The sequence below is a fragment of the Streptomyces sp. NPDC025806 genome (assembly GCF_055558275.1).
Genome location: NZ_JBVHMU010000004.1, coordinates 469,644 through 487,615, shown reverse-complemented (window position 1 = coordinate 487,615; position 17,972 = coordinate 469,644). Strand labels below are relative to the sequence as shown.

13 protein-coding genes and 1 tRNA gene are annotated in these 17,972 nt (G+C 72.1%); 4 read left to right on the top strand and 10 right to left on the bottom strand.

The window, feature by feature from the left end; all coding sequences use genetic code 11:
- Positions 1 to 33: 33 nt before the first annotated feature.
- The 6 genes from ACZ4E1_RS12250 to ACZ4E1_RS12225 all read right to left on the bottom strand — a co-directional run bounded on the left by ACZ4E1_RS12250 (position 34) and on the right by ACZ4E1_RS12225 (position 7,504).
- Positions 34 to 2,100, bottom strand: coding sequence for a hypothetical protein (locus ACZ4E1_RS12250; protein WP_467538363.1), 2,067 nt, complete (start codon positions 2,098 to 2,100; stop codon positions 34 to 36).
- Between the two features lie 185 nt (positions 2,101 to 2,285).
- A complete protein-coding gene (locus ACZ4E1_RS12245; protein WP_467538361.1) occupies positions 2,286 to 3,092 on the bottom strand; it encodes a nucleotidyl cyclase domain-containing protein in 807 nt (268 codons plus the stop codon).
- Positions 3,093 to 3,271: 179 nt separating this feature from the next.
- Positions 3,272 to 4,012, bottom strand: coding sequence for a Crp/Fnr family transcriptional regulator (locus ACZ4E1_RS12240; RefSeq protein ID WP_467538359.1), 741 nt, complete (start codon positions 4,010 to 4,012; stop codon positions 3,272 to 3,274).
- A gap of 257 nt (positions 4,013 to 4,269) precedes the next feature.
- Positions 4,270 to 4,343 (bottom strand) — tRNA-Thr (locus tag ACZ4E1_RS12235).
- 97 nt (positions 4,344 to 4,440) lie between these two features.
- A complete protein-coding gene (locus ACZ4E1_RS12230; RefSeq protein WP_467538357.1) occupies positions 4,441 to 6,018 on the bottom strand; it encodes an alpha/beta hydrolase in 1,578 nt (525 codons plus the stop codon).
- Between the two features lie 280 nt (positions 6,019 to 6,298).
- On the bottom strand, positions 6,299 to 7,504 hold the full coding sequence (locus ACZ4E1_RS12225; RefSeq protein ID WP_467538354.1) for a DNA polymerase III subunit delta': 1,206 nt from the start codon (positions 7,502 to 7,504) through the stop codon (positions 6,299 to 6,301).
- Positions 7,505 to 7,608: 104 nt separating this feature from the next.
- On the opposite strand from ACZ4E1_RS12225, the gene ACZ4E1_RS12220 reads away from it, so the two are divergent.
- On the top strand, positions 7,609 to 8,103 hold the full coding sequence (locus ACZ4E1_RS12220) for a GNAT family N-acetyltransferase (protein ID WP_467538352.1): 495 nt from the start codon (positions 7,609 to 7,611) through the stop codon (positions 8,101 to 8,103).
- A gap of 27 nt (positions 8,104 to 8,130) precedes the next feature.
- Here ACZ4E1_RS12220 and tmk read toward each other — a convergent pair whose 3' ends face one another.
- Positions 8,131 to 11,262: a dTMP kinase gene (gene tmk / locus ACZ4E1_RS12215; RefSeq protein ID WP_467538350.1), complete on the bottom strand. Its 3,132-nt coding sequence runs from the start codon at positions 11,260 to 11,262 to the stop codon at positions 8,131 to 8,133.
- Positions 11,263 to 11,400: 138 nt separating this feature from the next.
- A complete protein-coding gene (gene topA, locus ACZ4E1_RS12210) occupies positions 11,401 to 14,214 on the bottom strand; it encodes a type I DNA topoisomerase (RefSeq protein ID WP_467538348.1) in 2,814 nt (937 codons plus the stop codon).
- A 434-nt stretch (positions 14,215 to 14,648) separates the two neighbouring features.
- Between topA and ACZ4E1_RS12205 the strand changes: the two genes are divergently transcribed.
- From ACZ4E1_RS12205 to ACZ4E1_RS12195, 3 genes are all read left to right on the top strand, one after another.
- Positions 14,649 to 15,101: a TM2 domain-containing protein gene (locus ACZ4E1_RS12205; protein ID WP_467538345.1), complete on the top strand. Its 453-nt coding sequence runs from the start codon at positions 14,649 to 14,651 to the stop codon at positions 15,099 to 15,101.
- 3 nt (positions 15,102 to 15,104) lie between these two features.
- Entirely contained in the window at positions 15,105 to 15,503 is a 399-nt protein-coding gene (locus ACZ4E1_RS12200; RefSeq protein WP_467538343.1) for a DUF2752 domain-containing protein, read from the top strand.
- Positions 15,504 to 15,702: 199 nt separating this feature from the next.
- Positions 15,703 to 15,987, top strand: a complete 285-nt coding sequence (locus tag ACZ4E1_RS12195) for a TM2 domain-containing protein (protein ID WP_399124714.1) — start codon at positions 15,703 to 15,705, stop codon at positions 15,985 to 15,987.
- 82 nt (positions 15,988 to 16,069) lie between these two features.
- Here the strand turns inward: ACZ4E1_RS12195 and ACZ4E1_RS12190 are convergent, their stop codons facing one another.
- Together ACZ4E1_RS12190 and ACZ4E1_RS12185 are read right to left on the bottom strand one after the other, a co-directional pair.
- The gene (locus tag ACZ4E1_RS12190) at positions 16,070 to 16,267 is read right to left on the bottom strand and encodes a hypothetical protein (RefSeq protein ID WP_467538340.1); all 198 of its coding nucleotides are present in this window, start codon (positions 16,265 to 16,267) and stop codon (positions 16,070 to 16,072) included.
- A gap of 111 nt (positions 16,268 to 16,378) precedes the next feature.
- Entirely contained in the window at positions 16,379 to 17,911 is a 1,533-nt protein-coding gene (locus tag ACZ4E1_RS12185; RefSeq protein ID WP_467538337.1) for a DUF7059 domain-containing protein, read from the bottom strand.
- Positions 17,912 to 17,972: the final 61 nt, after the last annotated feature.

Here is a 17,972-nt window from a genome sequence, read left to right as displayed (position 1 = left end):
CTTCCTGCTCTCGGTCTAGGTGCGCCCGGGATGTCAAAGGGCCGCGGGCAACAGGTGCGGGCCGGGGCCCTCGGACAGTGCGGACCGCAGCCGTACGGCGGCCGGGCACGGCTGTCCCTCCGCCCGGCGGAGTCGACGCAGCAGATAGTCCAGCCGTTCTCGGTCGTTCGCGTTCCCTACCAGCTCAGGCAGCAGCCGGCGAAGCGCCGTTTCGACGTCGGACACCTCTTCGGGGTCCGCGGACGCCTCGGTACCCGGCGCGCCGAGCGTGGCCGGGACCTTGTCGAGCACCTTGGTGGCGGCCATCATCCGGCTGGACGCCTGGTCGGCGGCAAGGACCCAGCGGGAGAGAACCACCCGTGCGTCGTCACGCGCGGCACGATCCCCGAGCGTCCCTCTCCACAGGGTGACGATGTGGCGCCGGGCCAAGGCATCCTGGTCCGCCAACCACAGCAGCCGAGGCCAGGTTGCGCCGAGACCCGGCTCGAGCCGGCGCCGCCGTGCGCCCTGCAAGAACCCACTCGTTGCCAGCTTCCGAAGCGTCCCCTGGCTCTCCAGCCACGGGGCCATTCGTTCCAGAACGGAGGTGGCCGTGGGCCCCTGAAGCAGGGCGTCCAGCGTCTGTTCCAGCGCGAGCTGGAGGGCCGCGTCAGGAGCGGGATCCGCCGAGGCCATCCTCTCGATGTCCCGCAATGCGGTCGTGACGGCGGTGCCGCCCAGCAGGGCATAGGTCCGGGCTACCGTCCACCGCCGCCCCTGATCGCTGAGCCGGCTCCAGTCCCCGAGCAGTCGTCTGACCACCGTGCTCATTCCGTGCTCCGCAGCGGTATACAGGGCCCAGGCGGCCAGCTGCCGCTCCACGAGTGCTGCGGAAGAGGCCCAGCGACCCAGAAACCGATCGAAGCCGTACTCGAAGTCGCAGGCCGCCAGCACACCCGCCGTCACCGCGCCCCGCAGGCGTACGAGCGTCCGCTGGTCGACGACCAACTCGTCGAGCCAAGACAGCAGCGGCAACCTTGCCGCAGGGTGACTGGTCCAGACGTGACGCAGAACGGCGTCCCAGAGATGGCCGTTCTCGAAGGCGACGACGCGTTCAGGCAACCGACCCCACGGCGAGTCGGCTTCGTCGTCGTACTCCCGCGCACGGGCCAGGGCCAGGCGGTCCGCCCTGGAAGCCCCGAACACGGAGTATCCCGGGGCTCGTTCGGGTTCCTCCGCTGCGAGCAGCCGGACGTAGAGCCGATCCCCGAGATCGGCGACCAACGGGTACGGGGATCCGTCGAGAACCGCGAGCGAGATCAAGAAGCCTTTGTCGCGCAGCGTGATGGTGTCACCGCCGAACCAGGAGTCGACGATCGCATCCGCCGAGGCACGGCCGTAACCGGACAGTTCCTCGTCGTTGCACTGCCCTTGGGCGTACTCGATGAGCTTCCGTGCGAATCCCGCGGCCTCCCCAGGTGAGGGCCCCGCGCTCACGAACCGGCGGGTCTCCTCCATTTCGAGGAGTTCGCTCATCCTGATCTGGTCTTCCGATGTGGGCGGACCAGCCGGGCTGATCAGCTCCTTCAGATGTGCGTGGACGATGTCGGCCGGCCTCGGTGGCGTCCAGCGCTTGACGTCCACCCCGTCCAGATCGGTGTCGGTGCTCACCACGACGACGAACAGCCCGTCTGCCCCCAGTCGGCTACGGACGGCGTGCAGATGGACATCCCTCAGCGGAGCGTTCCTCCTGGTGACGGGGTCCATCACGAAGTGGGCCCTGCCCGGCCTGACATGCTCAGCCAGATCAGCGGGATCCGTCCCGGGATCCAGCGCAAGCACTTCGCCCGAAGCGTTGCCCACCTGCTTCAGCATGCGCAGCGCCGCAGTCCTGCGACCGGTGCCCGGGCGTCCTTGGACAACGAGGACGCGTTCCCCGGACAGGAGGTCACAGAGCTCGTCGTACCGACGGTTCGGGGCGAAGGTACGCTCCACACTCTCCAGCACCGCGGCGGGCACCGGACCGCTCGGCCGGAGCCGGGACAGCTGTTCCCCGTGCAGGTGCAGCCCGACGATCTTGTCGCCTGCGACGGCATCGCCGGACACCTGGGTGTCACTCATGACGTTCGCGCGACCAACCCGCAAGTGCGGGACGAGAGCGAAAAGTTGCTCGACTGCCTCCCACGCTCCGGGCGCATCGCTTCCTTGCTTGCCCGGCTCACCTGCTTCCGGTGCGTCTCCGGAGTCCACCGCCTGCCCATCCCCTTCGGGGGTGCCCTTGTTTCCGCGGTCGTCGTCCCGGAGATTCACGCGCTCGCCTCTCCGGATCGCCCACGCCGACCCCGCTCGGCCGGTACGTCCCCGACGTACTTGTCACCGGCCACGGCGTCCCCCTCGATGCGCGTTTGCCCCAGGAAGAAGTTCCCGGTGTGAGCCTGAATGGCGGGTACAGCACCACGGCCTGCCGGCGGGCCCTGGTCGGGAACAGTCGCGTTCGCCTCGGCACCGGCGGGCGAGGCGGCATCGGCGGGACCGCTGGTCCGGGCCCCGGCATCGTGGTACCAACCCACCAGTGTCACGCCTTCTTTGCTCTCGGTGGTCAGCTGATGGAAGTACTCCGGCCTCATGCCGTGGTGGCCCTGGAGCACCACGCTCCGGTGGACCGCCTCCGACACACACAGAACACTGGGCTCCGGCGTCGTCTTCAGCGCGGCCTTCAGTTCCTCCGAGTCCAGCAGCCGGAAGGCGTGGACAAGATCGCCGCCCACTGCCCCGTACTCGTCCAGCGCCACCTCCCCGGTGTGGACGACGAGGCGCAGCCGGACCTGAGCACCCGCTGCGGCCAGTCGGTTGTTGCTGATCAGTCGCATCGGGGTGGTGGTCAGCAGAGCCCTGATCACCGCGGGTTTGGGCACCGTGGGATCGATCAGGACAAAGACCCCGTCGCCCCGGTCCTCACTGCGATATTCGGTCGGCTCGACCCCGGCAGCCGCCATGGTCTCCGTCAGAACCGCGTACAGCATGCGGCGGATCACGGCCTGCTCACTGTCGAGACGGCCTCCCGATCCTTCGATGTCCATGAGCAGGATGGTCTTGTTGCTCGGTTCCGCCAAGGCACGTCTCCTCGGTGCGCGGTCGCCGGACCGTACGGCCTGGCGTCAGATGGACGGCAGTCGGATATGCGGCCGAAGCCGGTCCGGGCGATGGTGCCCCTACCGACCGTGCCGTCATCCAGGCTTCAGCAGCGCAGCTCGTGCTACTAGGACCATTGCCGCACTCGGAAGGTGACGGATTACCCAGAACCACCGATGCGCCGGAGCACCTCCGGCCTCACCACCACCAGAGATCGGCGGTGCGTCGTCACGATTCCGCGCTCCCGCAGATCACGCAGGAGCCGGGTGACCGCCTCCCTCGAAGAGCCCACCGACCCGGCGAGCTCCTGCTGGGTGAGGGGTACACGAACCCGAATGCCCTCCGGGACTCGCTCGCCATGCCACTCCGCGAGTTCAAGCAGAAGCCGTGCCAGCCTTTCCTTGACCCCCAGGGCCCCGAGTTCGAGGCGTTTGCGGTCACCGGCGCGCATCCGGTCGGTGATCACAGCCATGAGTCGGTGCGCTGCCGAGGGATGCTCCTCAAGGAAGGCCTTGAAGCGATCCGCTGCCACGACCACAGCCTGGACCGGCTCCAAGGCAGTCACGAAGGCGGATCTGGACGCATCGCTCAATGCCGCGCTTTCCCCCACGATGTCCCCTGGCCCACGCAAGGCAAGCAGCGCTTCATGTCCGCTGGGTGAGCCGTCTGTCACCTTCAGCCAGCCGTCAAGCACCATCAGCACGTGCGAGGAGGGCTCACCCTTGTTCAGCAGGACCGTGCGAGCGGGGTAGCGGAGCTCCACTCCTGACGCCAGCAGAGCCTTCCGGCATCTCTCGTCGAGCCGGGCGAGATAGGGGACGCGATCACCGGCCAGAACTGGGTCGCCCACGCGCGCCCTCTCCAGAGCCCCTGGCACCGCACGGCCAGCAGCACTCTCCATCGCGTACGTCCTCCCCGCAGCGGCAACTGCGCCGGGCGCCGCTGTCTCACCCGCCGAACGGGCGCCCGAGCCCTGGCCATTCTGGCTCAGGCCCACGCCAGAGGGCTGAGTTCCAGCCATCCCAGGCACGCCCGCTGTGAGGTAGGGGTCCGCCGGCCATCAGCGACCGCCGGCCTGTCGCCAAAGACCTGAAGCGCGCTGCGCCGCCGGAAATGACAGAACCCCCGCTGACCAGCGTCAGCGAGGGTTCTGAACTGAGCCGCCTTCGGGATTCGAACCCGAGACCTACGCATTACGAGTGCGTTGCTCTGGCCATCTGAGCTAAGGCGGCGCCGCCGCGCGCACCGGAGTGCGTCAGCAACGTCGCCAATCCTACACGGTCCCCGGGCGTGCTCCGCGCACCCTTTTTCGGGGGGCCGGGGCGGTCGCTAGCAGCGCTTTCCGTCCTTCGGCGGGGTGCCGGTCAGAAGGTAGTGGTCGATCGCTCCGTCGATGCAGGCGCTGCCGCGGCCGTACGCGGTGTGGCCGTCGCCGTCGTAGGTGAGGAGGCGGCCCGAGGAGAGCTGGGCGGCGAGGGACTTGGCCCACGGGTAGGGGGTCGCGGGGTCGCGGGTGGTGCCGACCACGACGATCGGGGCGGCGCCCTCGGCGGTGATGCGCTGCGGGGTGCCGGTCGGCTTCACCGGCCAGTACGAGCAGTTCAGCGACGCCCAGGCGAGGCCCGCGCCGAACACCGGGGACGCCTTCTCGAAGTCGGGCAGGGACTTCTCCACCTCGGCGGGCGAGGCGAACGCCGGGGGTGCGTCCAGGCAGTTCACGGCGGCGTTCGCGAACATCAGGTTCGTGTACGAGCCGTCCGGGTCGCGCTCGTAGTAGCTGTCGGAGAGGGCGAGGAGGCCCGCGCCGTCCTTCTTGGAGAGGGCCGCGGTGAGCGCGTCGCGCAGCTGGGGCCAGGCGCCCTCGTCGTACATCGCGGCGATCACGCCCGTCGTGGCGAGGGACTCGCCGAGCTTGCGCCCGTCGGGGTCGCCCGCGTCCAGCGGCTTCGCGTCGAGGTCCGTGAAGAACTTCTTCAGGCGTTCGCCGGCCTGCGCCGGGGTTCCCTTGCCGAGCGGGCAGTCGGAGCGGCCGACGCAGTCCTTCGCGAAGGACTGGAACGCGGTCTCGAAGCCGGCGGTCTGCTGCATGTTCAGCTCGCGCGCCGACAGCGACGGGTCCATCGCGCCGTCGAGCACCAGGCGGCCCACCCGCTCCGGGTAGAGCCCCGCGTAGGTCGCGCCGAGGAACGTGCCGTAGGAGGCGCCCACGTAGTTCAGCTTCTCGTCGCCGACGGCCGCCCGTACGAGGTCCATGTCGCGCGCCGCCTCGACGGTCGACACGTGCGGCAGCACCTCCCGCGAGGTCCGGTCGTGCGTCTCGCAGCCCTGCGCGAAGTCCTCGAACGACTTGCTCAGATCCGTCCGCTCGGCCGCGTCGTCCGGCGTGATGTCGGTCTGCGTGTACCGGTCCATGGCGCGCCCGGAAAGGCAGGTCACCGGCTCGCTGCGGGCGACTCCGCGCGGGTCGACGGCGACCATGTCGTAGCGGGCGCGGATCTGCTCGGGGTAGCCGATGCCCGCGTACGACTGGAGGTAGCCGACGGCCGAGCCGCCCGGGCCGCCCGGGTTGACCAGCAGGGAGCCGAGGCGCTTGCCGGGGCCGGTGGCCTTCTTGCGGGAGACCGCGAGGTCGATGTCCCCGGCGGCCGGCTTGTCGTAGTCGAGCGGCGCCTTGAGCGTGGCGCACTCGAACCCGGGGGCACCGCACTCGCGCCACTTCAGGGTCTGGTCGTAGTACCTGGTCAGGTTCTGCGGAGTGGACCGGGGCAGGGCGGTGAGCGCGGCGTCGGCGGAGTCCGCGGGCTGCGTCGAACAGGCCGTGACGCCCGTCAGCAGCAGGCCCGCGGCGGCGGCCAGCAGGGCGGATCGTCGACGGCGGGCGGGTCGGGTCAGGCGCCTGGAGTGCATCCGGCGAGCGTAACGCTCCGCGCGTCGGCCGTCACTTTACGTACCCGGCGGTCCTGAGCGGGCCTGCCCGATTTCGGCCGCGGCTCCGGCGGGGGCTGATCGCGCAGTTCCCCGCGCCCCTGAAGGCCTGCGGCTTCGCCGCGCCTTCCCCGACACAGGCACCCCGCACCTTTCTCGGGGAAATGCGACCCGAAGGGCTGCATTTCAGGGGCGCGGGGAACTGCGCGAGAAGCCCCACCGGCCCGCACCCGCCAACCGACCCCAGCCCCCCCCGACCCGATCAGCCCGAGCGCAGGGCCATCGTCATCGCCTCTACCGCCAGCAGCGGAGCGACATTGCGGTCGAGGGCCTCGCGGCAGGCCGCGATCGCCTCGATGCGCCGCAGCGTCGACTCCGGCGAGGTCTCGCGCGCGAGCCGCTCCAGGGTGTCCTGGACGTCCACGTTCGCCAGCGCCACCCGCGAGCCGAGCTGCAGCGCGAGCACGTCCCGGTACACCCCGGTCAGCTCGGTGAGGGCCAGGTCCAGACTGTCCCGCTGGGAACGCGTCCGGCGGCGCTTCTGCTTGTCCTCCAGGTCCTTCATCACACCGGCCGTGCCGCGCGGCATACGGCCGCCGCTCTGCGCGCCGAGCGCCGCCTTCAGCTCCTCGGTCTCCTTCGTGTCGACCTCCTCGGCCAACTGCTTGGAGTCCTCGGCCGCCGCGTCGACCAGTTCCTGCGCCGCCTTGAGACAGCCGCCCACGTCGGCGACGCGCAGCGGCACCTTCAGGACGGCGGCCCTGCGCTCCCGCGCGCGCGGGTCCGTGGCCAGCCGCCGGGCCCGGTCGATGTGGCCCTGGGTGGCGCGCGCGACCGTGGCGGCGACCTCGGGCTCGATGCCGTCGCGCCGTACGAGCATGTCGGCGACGGCGTCGACCGCCGGGGTCGACAGCGTGAGCAGACGGCAGCGGGAACGGATCGTGGGCAGCACGTCCTCCACGGAGGGCGCGCACAGCAGCCAGACCGTACGGGGAGCGGGCTCCTCGACGGCCTTCAGCACCGCGTTCGCCGACTTCTCGTTCAACCGCTCGGCATCTTCGACGAGGATCACCTGCCAGCGGCCGCCGGCCGGCGACGTGTACGACTTGCGGACCGTGTCGCGCATGTCGTCGGCGAGGATCTGCGTGCCGACCGCGGCCACCGTCGACACGTCCGCGTGCGTGCCGAGCAGCGCCGTGTGGCAGCCGTCGCAGAATCCGCAGCCCGGCGCCCCGCCCAGCGCCCGGTCGGGGCTCACGCACTGCAGCGCCGCGGCGAACGCCCGCGCCGCCGTGACCCGCCCGGCGCCCGGCGGCCCCGTGAACAGCCACGCGTGGGTCATCTTCGACGCGGCGGGCGGCGCGGTGCCCTGCGCCACCGCCGTCACCAGGGCGTCCGCGTCCCGCGCGGCCGCGTCCAGCGACCCCGCCACGCGCTCCTGACCGACCAGGTCGTCCCACACGGTCATGCGCCACCGCCCTTTCTTCGCCCTCCCCGCCATTGTGCCGGGCGCGACTGACAGCCCCCGAATTCCGGCTGACAACCCGGCCCTCCGCGCGATGGGATGAGGCCATGAGCGATCTACGGAACGGGCCGCCTGGTCCGCACGGCCCGCGCCATCTGCGGGTCGAGACCCTCGGCCCCGACGACACCCAGGCGCTGGCCGACTGGCGTCACATCCACAACACCGTCGTGCCCGTCGCCTCGGCGCTGCTCTCCCTGGACGACGTCCGCGAACGGGCCGGGCGCAACGTCCTGGAGCTCGCGTACGCCCCCGACGGCACCCCCGTCGGCTGCTCGACCGTCCGGCCGCCGCGCGACGGCGGCGCCGCGACCGTGATCTCGCGCGTGCTGCCCGAGCACCGCGGCCAGGGCTTCGGCACGGTGCTCTACGAGCGGGGGCTCGCCGCCGCGCGGGCGCTGGGCGCCGAGGCGGTCGAGACCGTCGTGCTGACGTCGAACACGGCGGGGCTGCGCTTCGCCGAACGGACCGGCTTCACGATCGAGGTCGACCGCTACCGGCTGGACGGCGACACCGTGGACTGGGTGGAACTCAGGCGGACCTGAGCCCCACCCCTCACACGAAGCGCCGTCTCAGCGACGGCGGCGCCGCCCGCGCTCGTCCTCGGGCTCGTCGTCCAGGCCCCCGAGCAGCTCGTCCGCGAGGGACGGCAGGTCGTCCAGCGGCGTCTCCTCCGCCCAGTCCGGGCGGGGGCGGCGCGGCCGGCCCTGCTCGTCGACCTGCGGCAGCTCGGCCGTGCGCTCGTTCTCCCGCTCCGGCGCGGCGGGCCGCTCGTCACGGAAGTAGCCCGGCGGGACCCGGTCGGAGGTCTCCTGGACCTGCGGCAGCACGGCCGTCTCGTCGGCCGCGGGGCGCGGCAGCTGCGCCGTCTCCTCGGCCTCTCGCACGGGCGGCTTCGGCATGACCGTGGTCTCCTCGGCGTCCGGTCCGGCCGCCTCGGGCCGCACGATCGGCGTCGGGACGGTCGTCTCGTTGTCCGGAACATCAGGAACGTCAGGAACATCCGGCGCGGCAGGCGCGGCAGGCGACTGGGAAGCGGCCGGGGCCGCCTTGGGGCCGGACTCCGGAAGCTCGACCTTGCGCAGGTTCGTCGTCGGCGTGTGCGCACTGCGCTGGGCCGCCTGGGCGGCCTGCGCGGCGAGCCGGCGGGCCTCCTCCGCGCGCAGCAGCGCCTCCTCGGCCTTGCGCTGCTTCTCCAGGCGGCGCTCCTCGGCCTCGGCCCGGAGGCGTGCCTCCTCCTCGGCCTCCTTGCGGCGGCGCTCCTCCTCGGCCTTGCGTGCCTTCTCCTCGGCGAGCAGGCGGGCCTGCTCCTCCTCGGCCTTGCGGCGGGCCTCCTCGGCGCGCTGCCGGGCCGCCTCCGCCTGGCGCTCGGCCTCGACGCGCTGCGCCTCCTCCAGCTCGCGGCGCTGGCGCTCCTCCTCCTCGGCGCGCAGCTTGGCGAGCTGCTCCTGGCGCTCGCGCTCCAGGCGCTCCTCCTCGGCCTTGCGCGCGGCCTCTTCCTCGGCCTTGCGGCGCGCCTCTTCCTCGGCGGCCCTGCGGGCCTCTTCCTGGGCCTTGATCTCGGCCTCGGAGAGGGGCAGCAGCTGGTCGAGGCGGTGCCGGATGACGGTGGTGACGCCCTCGGGCTCCTGGCCCGCGTCGACCACCAGGTAGCGCCCGGGGTCGGCGGCGGCCAGCGTGAGGAAGCCGGAGCGCACGCGCGCGTGGAACTCCATCGGCTCCGACTCGAGCCGGTCCGGCGCCTCGGTGAACCGCTCGCGCGCGGCCTCCGGGTCGACGTCGAGGAGCACGGTCAGGTGCGGGACGAGTCCGCTGGTGGCCCAGCGGTTGATCCGGGCGACCTCCACGGGCGACAGGTCACGGCCCGCGCCCTGGTAGGCGACGGACGAGTCGATGTAGCGGTCGGAGATGACGACGGCGCCGCGCTCCAGGGCGGGCCGTACGACGGTGTCGACGTGCTCGGCGCGGTCGGCCGCGTACAGGAGGGCCTCGGCGCGGTGGGACAGGCCGGCGCTGGAGACGTCGAGCAGGATCGAGCGCAGCCGCTTGCCGACCGGGGTCGCGCCGGGCTCGCGCGTGACGACGACCTCGTGGCCCTTGTCGCGGATCCACTCGGCGAGCGCCTCGGCCTGGGTGGACTTGCCGGCGCCGTCGCCGCCCTCCAGGGCGATGAAGAAGCCGGTCGCGGCGGGAGCCTGCGCCGGATCGTTCCCCCCGAGGAGGGCGTCGCGCAGGTCGTGGCGGAGCGGGACGCCGCTGCGGTCGTCGGTCTTGGCGAGGACGAGCGCGGCGACGGGCAGCAGCAGCGCGCCGACCAGCATCAGCGTGAACGCGGCGCCGCCGTGCGCGAAGACGAACTTGCCGTTCTCCAGGCGGTGCGGGCCGATGAGCGCGGCGAGGACCGGGGCGAACAGCACGCCGAGCGCGACGGAGACCCGTACGACGGCCTGGAGGTGCTCGGTGGTGCGGGACCTGCGGTACTCCTCGGTCTCCTGGTCGAGCAGGGTGTGGCCGGTGTGGGCCGCGACGCCCGCGGTGACGCCGGCGAGGGCGACGACGAGGAGGACGGTGGTGACGTCCGGGATGAGGCCGGCGGCGAGCAGGGCGATCCCGGTCAGCGCGATGACGAGGGCGAGCAGCCGGCGCCGGGACAGGGCCGGGAGCACGGCGGGCGCGCTGCGGATGCCGATGGCGGTGCCGCCGGTCAGGCCGAGCACGAGCAGCCCGAAGGTGACGGGGCCGCCGCCCAGGTCCTTGGCGTGCAGCACGGAGACGGCGACGGCGGCGGAGATCGCGCCGGCGATCGCGGCGCAGGCGAGGACGAGCAGCGGGATGGCGCCGGTGCGGCCCTTGTCGACGCCGGCCGCGGTCTTGGGCCGGCGCAGGCCTTCGAGCGGCGAGCGGGCGCGCGGGGTCTGGGTGTCCGGCAGCTCCAGGAAGAAGACGACGGACAGGGAGGCGGCGAACAGGCCCGCGCCCACGTAGGAGGAGAGCGCGGCCTGGTGCAGCGAGAACCAGTCGACGCCGGCGCCGATCAGGTTCTGCACGAGCGAGACGAGGACGAGGGCGGCGGCCGCGAGCGGCACCGCGAGGAACGTGGTGCGCAGCGAGAGGCGGCGCAGGGCGTCCAGGTGGTCGGGCAGCGGCCGGATCGCGGCGCCCTCCGGGGGCGGCGCGGGCAGCAGGGCGGGCGCCGCGCTCTCCTTGGCGACGGTCCAGAACCGCTCGGCGACGCCCGCGACGAAGGCCGTCACGAGGAGCAGCGCCAGCGCGTTGTCCGGCGTCCAGTCGATCCACAGAGGGGCGACGATCAGCAGGGCGGCGCGCAGTCCGTCGGCGCCGACCATGGTCCAGCGCCGGTCGAGCGGGCCGCCGGGCGTGGTCAGCGCGGTGAGCGGGCCGAGGAGCACGGCGCCGAACAGCAGCGTCGACAGGATCCGCGCCCCGAACACGGTGGCGACGGCGAGGGCCACGCCCCGGTATCCGCCGCCGAAGGACTCCTGGGCGATGGCCGCCTGCAGGGCGAGCACCACGAGCACGAGCAGCCCGAGTACGTCACCGACCCCGCCGACGAGCTGGGCGGACCACAGCCTCTTCAGCTGCGGTACGCGGAGCAGAGCGCGCACGGCACGCTCGCGGGAATCCGCCACCAGGGCGTCGTCGGGGGCCGTGTGGGGGGCCGTTGGCTGCTCGGCACGGGTCATTCGTCCAGCCTATCGGGACGCGCCGACAGCCATGGCCCCTGCCCGAACAAATGCCCGGGAGCAGGTACGACACGGGTGGGAACGCGAAAAGGGGCGCCTCAGGGCACCCCTTTTCGCGATGACTCGCCCTACGGAGACCTACTCCGCGGGCGCCGCCTTCTTCGCCGCGGTCGCCTTCTTGGCGGTGGTGGTCTTCTTCGCCGCCGTCGTCTTCTTCGCCGCCGTCTTCTTGGCGGCGGTCTTCTTGGCCGGTGCCTTCTTGGCGGCGGCCTTCTTCGCCGTCTTCTTGGCGGGGCCCTTGGCACGCTTCTCGGCGAGCAGCTCGTAGCCGCGCTCCGGCGTGATGTCCTCGACGGAGTCGGCCGCGCGCAGCGTCGCGTTGGTCTCGCCGTCGGTGACGTACGGCCCGAAGCGGCCGTCCTTCACGACGACGGGCTTGCCGCTGACCGGGTCCTCGCCGAGCTCCTTGAGCGGGGGCTTGGCGGCGGCGCGGCCACGCTGCTTGGGCTGGGCGTAGATCGCCAGGGCCTCTTCGAGCGTGATGGCGAAGAGCTGGTCCTCGGTCTCCAGGGAGCGCGAGTCCGTGCCCTTCTTCAGGTACGGCCCGTACCGCCCGTTCTGCGCGGTGATCTCGACGCCCTCGGCGTCGGTGCCGACGACGCGGGGCAGCGACATCAGCTTGAGCGCCTCGTCGAGGGTGACCGTGTCGATGGACATCGACTTGAAGAGGGAGGCCGTGCGCGGCTTGACCGCGTTCTTCCCCGTCTTCGGGGTGCCCTCGGGGAGCACCTCGGTGACGTAGGGGCCGTAGCGGCCGTCCCGGGCGATGATCTGGTGGCCGGAGACGGGGTCGGTGCCGAGCTCGAAGTCGCCGCTCGGCTTGGCGAGCAGCTCCTCCGCGTACTCGACGGAGAGCTCGTCGGGCGCGAGGTCGTCGGAGACGTCGGCCTTCTGGTAGCCCTCCTGGTCGCGCTCGCCGCGCTCGATGTACGGGCCGTAGCGGCCGACGCGCAGCACGATCCCGCTGCCCACCGGGAAGGAGGAGACCTCGCGGGCGTCGATGGCGCCCAGGTCCGTCACGAGCTCCTTGAGGCCGCCGAGGTGGTCGCCGTCCCCGTTGCCCGCGTCGGACGCGGAGCCGGAGTCGTCGCCCTCGCCGAAGTAGAAGCGCTTGAGCCACGGCACGGACTGGGCCTCGCCCCGCGCGATGCGGTCGAGGTCGTCCTCCATCCGGGCGGTGAAGTCGTAGTCGACGAGCCGACCGAAGTGCTTCTCCAGCAGGTTGACCACGGCGAAGGACAGGAAGGACGGGACGAGCGCCGTGCCCTTCTTGAACACGTAGCCGCGGTCGAGGATCGTGCCGATGATCGACGCGTACGTCGACGGGCGGCCGATCTCGCGCTCTTCCAGCTCCTTGACCAGCGAGGCCTCGGTGTAGCGGGCCGGCGGCTTGGTCGCGTGGCCGTCGACCGTGAGCTCCTCGGCGGACAGCGCGTCGCCCTCGGTGACCTGCGGCAGGCGCCGCTCGCGGTCGTCCAGCTCCGCGTTCGGGTCGTCGGCGCCCTCGACGTAGGCCTTGAGGAAGCCGTGGAAGGTGATCGTCTTGCCGGACGCGCTGAACTCGGCGTCGCGGCCGTCGGCGGAGGTGCCGGCGATCTTCACCGTCACGCTGTTGCCGACCGCGTCCTTCATCTGGGAGGCGACGGTCCGCTTCCAGATGAGCTCGTACAGCTTGAACTGGTCGCCGGTCAGACCCGTCTCGGCGGGCGTGCGGAAGCGGTCGCCGGAGGGGCGGATCGCCTCGTGCGCCTCCTGCGCGTTCTTGACCTTGCCGGCGTAGGTGCGCGGCTTGTCCGGCAGGTAGTCGGCCCCGTACAGCTGCGTGACCTGGGCGCGGGCCGCGGTCACCGCCGTGTCGGACAGCGTCGTGGAGTCCGTACGCATGTAGGTGATGAAGCCGTTCTCGTACAGCTTCTGGGCCACCTGCATGGTCGCCTTGGCGCCGAAGCCCAGCTTGCGCGAGGCCTCCTGCTGCATCGTCGTGGTGCGGAACGGCGCGTACGGCGAGCGGCGGTACGGCTTGGACTCGACGGAGCGGACCGCGAACGACGTGTTCTCCAGGGCGGCGGCGAGCGCTCGCGCGTTCGCCTCGTCCAGGTGCAGCGTGTTCGCCGAGCCGGCCTTGAGCTGACCGAGGGAGTCGAAGTCGCGGCCCTGGGCGATGCGCTTGCCGTCGACCGCGCTCAGGCGGGCGACCAGCGACGACGGGTCGGACGGGTCACCGGCGCGGCCGGTCGCGAAGGTGCCGGTCAGGTCCCAGTACTCGGCGGAGCGGAAGGCGATGCGCTCGCGCTCCCGCTCGACGACGAGCCGGGTGGCCACGGACTGGACACGGCCGGCCGACAGGCGCGGCATGACCTTCTTCCACAGGACCGGCGAGACCTCGTAGCCGTAGAGGCGGTCTAGGATGCGGCGGGTCTCCTGGGCGTCGACCATGCGCTTGTTGAGCTCGCGCGGGTTGGCGACGGCGGAGCGGATCGCGTCCTTGGTGATCTCGTGGAAGACCATCCGGTGGACGGGAACCTTGGGCTTCAGGACCTCCAGGAGGTGCCACGCGATGGCCTCGCCCTCGCGGTCCTCATCGGTGGCGAGGAAGAGCTCGTCGGAGTCCTTCAGGAGATCCTTGAGCTTCTTGACCTGCGCCTTCTTGTCGCTGTTCACGACATAGACGGGCTGGAAGTCGTGCTCCACGTCGACGCCGAGGCGGCGGACCTCGCCCGTGTACTTCTCGGGGACCTCCGCCGCGCCGTTGGGCAGGTCGCGGATGTGCCCGACGCTCGCTTCGACGACGTATCCAGGGCCCAGGTAGCCCTTGATCGTCTTCGCCTTGGCGGGCGACTCGACGATGACGAGTCGGCGGCCGCCCTGTGCGGTCTCGCTGGTCGGGGACAACTTCGCTCTTCTCTCCGGTCGGCGGTTCGGGCCGTTCTGGTCGGTCGGGTCCGGTGTGCGGCGCACTGCTTCTGCGGCACTGCTGCGGAGTGTGACGGTACCTCCCGCCGGTGTGTCAAACGGGAAAAGCACGCAGCAGCCACTCGGAACGGTAACCCGACTCTTCTTGATCCTGCCCCCGGACCGGCGAGCGGACGCCCGGCCTCCGGGTGAGCGGAAGATCACTGTGCGTGCCACGTTCCGGTCACGAGCGTCCCCATTGCGCTGCATTACGCCCCGGTCCGGCGCCCGTGCTCCACACCTTTATCTCCTCCTGACAGGATGGGGGGTGGCTGGGGGAGCCCGGGAGTCTGTCGACAGAGCCGCGGGGGCCTCCGGCTCGTCCCCGACGGCCCGAAGGCCGCACAGGCACATCCCGACCGCAGGAGCCCCTGATGTCCGACAGCAACCCGTACGGCCAGCAGCCCCCGCAGGACCCGAACAACCCGTACGGCTACCCGCAGCAGGGCGCGCAGCCCGGCTACGGCGCCGCCCAGGGCCAGCCCGGCTACGGCTACCCGTACGCCGGCTCCGCCCCGGCCGGCGGCTACGCCCAGCCGCAGCCCGGCGTCCCGGCGGCGTACGACCCGACCGCCCCGTACGGCTACGACCCGTACGGCCGCCCGTACTCGGACAAGCAGAAGCTCACCGCCGGCCTGCTGGGCATCTTCCTCGGCACCTTCGGCGTCGGCCGCTTCTACACGGGGCACACCGGGCTCGCCGTCGGCCAGCTGATCGTCGGCGTCCTCAGCTGCGGCATCGGCGGCCTGTGGGGCTTCGTCGACGGCATCGTCATGCTGGCCAGCAGCAACACGACGGACGCCCAGGGCCGCCCGCTGCGGCCGTAGTCCATGGCCTCCCCCCGTACGTCTCCAAGGATCCCGGCCGTCGCGGCACCGCTCACGGTGCTCGCCGCCGGGGTCGCGGGAGCCGTCTACCTGTACGGCACCGATCCGCACGAGCCGGGTCATCTGCTGCCGGTCTGCCCGTTCCGGGCGCTCACCGGGCTGCTCTGCCCGGGCTGCGGCGGCACGCGCATGGCGTACGACGTCCTGCACGGCCGCCTCGCGACCGCCTGGCACGACAACGCGCTCCTGCTGGTGGCCACCCCCTTCGCCCTGGCGCTGCTGGGGAGTTGGCTCTACGCGGGCCTGCGCGGACGCCGCCGTCCGCCGCTCCCCGGCACCCGCACCCAGTTCGCCCTGCTCGGCCTGGCCCTCACCTGGGGCGTGCTGCGCAACCTGATGTGACAGCACATCACATCAGGCTGCGCAAGGTCACGAACCCGCCACAATAGAGGGCTTGGGCGCTCGCGAGGCCCCCCGCTGCCCCTAGGCTCGGTCCGTCCGAGGTGCCGCCGTGTCCCCACCGGTGCGTTCTCTCTCGGCCATCCGCTCAGGCAGCCCGGTACAGCCGGGTCTGTTCAGTCTGTCCCTAGGAGCAACTCCCATGTCCCAGCCCTTCCCCGGCGCCACGCCCGAGGCCCCCTTCGGCGTCGACCCGCAGGGCCGCCCGTACTCCGACAAGCAGAAGCTCGTCGCGGGTCTGCTCGGCATCTTCCTGGGCTCGTTCGGCGTCGGCCGCTTCTACGTGGGCGACACGAAGATCGGTGTCTGGCAGCTCGTCGTCTCGATCCTGACCTGCGGCGCCGGCGGCCTGTGGGGCTTCATCGACGGCATCCTCTTCCTCACGAGCAACGACCGTACGGACGCCCAGGGCCGCGTCCTGCGCTGACGCGTCGTCCACACGACGAAGCCCGCCCCGGTCGGAACCGGGGCGGGCTTCGTCGTGACCGAGGGTCCGTGTCGCGCCGGCGTCAGAGCCGGCCGAAGCACCACACCGCGGCCAGCACGGCGAGCATCCCGACGCTGCCGGTGAGCACCGCCGCGGCGACCGGACGCACCCCTTCCGCGACCGGCTCGCGCTGCGCCGACCGCACCCCTGTCCAGAGCAGCAGCCCCGCCCCGAACAGCGCGAACACGGCACCCGCGAACACCGCAGGCGTACTCTCCATCGCCTTTGCCTCCCCCGGCAGTCGGCACCGCTGCGGGTGCTCAGGGCCGCGAGGCTCGCACGGGCGGGGAAACCCCGGGTGAACTCCCGTACAGCGCGGGGCGAAGTCCCGTCAGCCGACGAGTGCCACCGGCTCCAGGAAGCCCTGCTCGACGAGGGTGCGGATCTGCGCGGGCGTCCGGTCGCGCAGCAACACGGGCTCCTCGCCCATCAGTTGAGCGATGGCGTCCAGGATCCGGCCCGCGCTCAGCGTCCCGTCGCACACGCCCGCGAACCCGGCGCCGACGGTGTCCACCTTCGTGGCCCGGCGCATCCCGCGTCCCTGGCGCAGCACGACGTGCTCCGGGTCCTCGGCGCCCGGCAGTCCGACCTGCTCCTGGACGACCTCGCCGGACAGCTTGAACGCCGACTCCAGCAGCGCCGCGTCGTCGTTCGCCCGCAGCCAGTCGACCCGCGCGAAGTGGGCGCGCACGGTGTCGCCGAGCGGCTGCTCGACGGGGTGCGGCCACTCCTCGACGGTGATCGACGGCTCCTCGGCGGCGGACGCGCTCTTCCTGAGCGTGATCCAGCCGAAGCCGACGGCCTTCACCCCGGCGTCCTCGAACGCGTCGAGCCACGCGTCGTAGCGCGCCGCGTACTCGGCCGGGTCGGTGCGGTGGTCACCGGCGTCGCGCAGCCACAGCTCGGCGTACTGCGTGATGTCCTGCACCTCGCGCTGCACCACCCAGGCGTCACAGCCCCGCGGCACCCACGAGCGCAGCCGCTCCTGCCACTCCTCGCCGTCCACGTGCTGCCAGTTGGCCAGGAACTGGGCGTACCCCCCTTCGTTCAGTCGCTCCCCCGCCTGCTGAACGAGCGTGCGGCACAGATCGTCCCCGCTCATCCCGCCGTCCCGGTACGTGAGCCGGGCGCCGGGCGAGATCACGAAGGGCGGATTGGACACGATCAGGTCGTACGTCGCCTCGCCGACCGGCTCGTACAAGGAGCCCTCGGCGAGTTCGGCGGCCGGGACCCCGCTCAGGGCGAGGGTGAGCGCGGTGATGTGCAGCGCTCGGGAGTTGAGGTCGGTGGCGGTGACCCGGGTGGCGTGCCGGGACGCGTGCAGCGCCTGGATGCCGGAACCGGTGCCGAGGTCCAGGGCGGACGCGACGGGCGTGCGCACGGTGATCCCGGCGAGCGTGGTGGACGCGCCGCCGACGCCGAGCACGACGCCCTCCTCGCGGCTGCCGATGCCGCCGGCGCCGCCGACCGCGCAGCCGAGGTCGGACACGATGAACCAGTCCTCGCCGTCCGGGCCTCCATAAGGGCGCACGTCGACGGTCGCCGCGACCTCGGCGCCGTCGGTCTCGCGCAGCCAACCGCTCGCCACACACGCGTCGAGGGGCAGCACGTCCGCCAGGCGGGCGCGCGGCACGGGCTGCTGGAGCAGGAAGAGGCGGACGAGTGCCTCCAGGGGGCTCTCGCCGCGGGTCGCCCGCAGCGCGGGCACGGTCTCGCTGCGCGCGAGCGCCGCGTACGCGGGCGCCCCGAGCAGGTCGAGCAGCCCGTCGGCGGTGAACTCGGCTTTGAGCAGCGCGTCGCGCAGGGCGAGCGCGACGTCGGAACGGTCGGCGGCGGGCAGGTTGTCCAGGCTGGTACGACTCACCGTCCCATTGTGACCCGGGAACGGCCACGCCCCCGGCGCGCGGGGGCACCGGGGGCGTCGT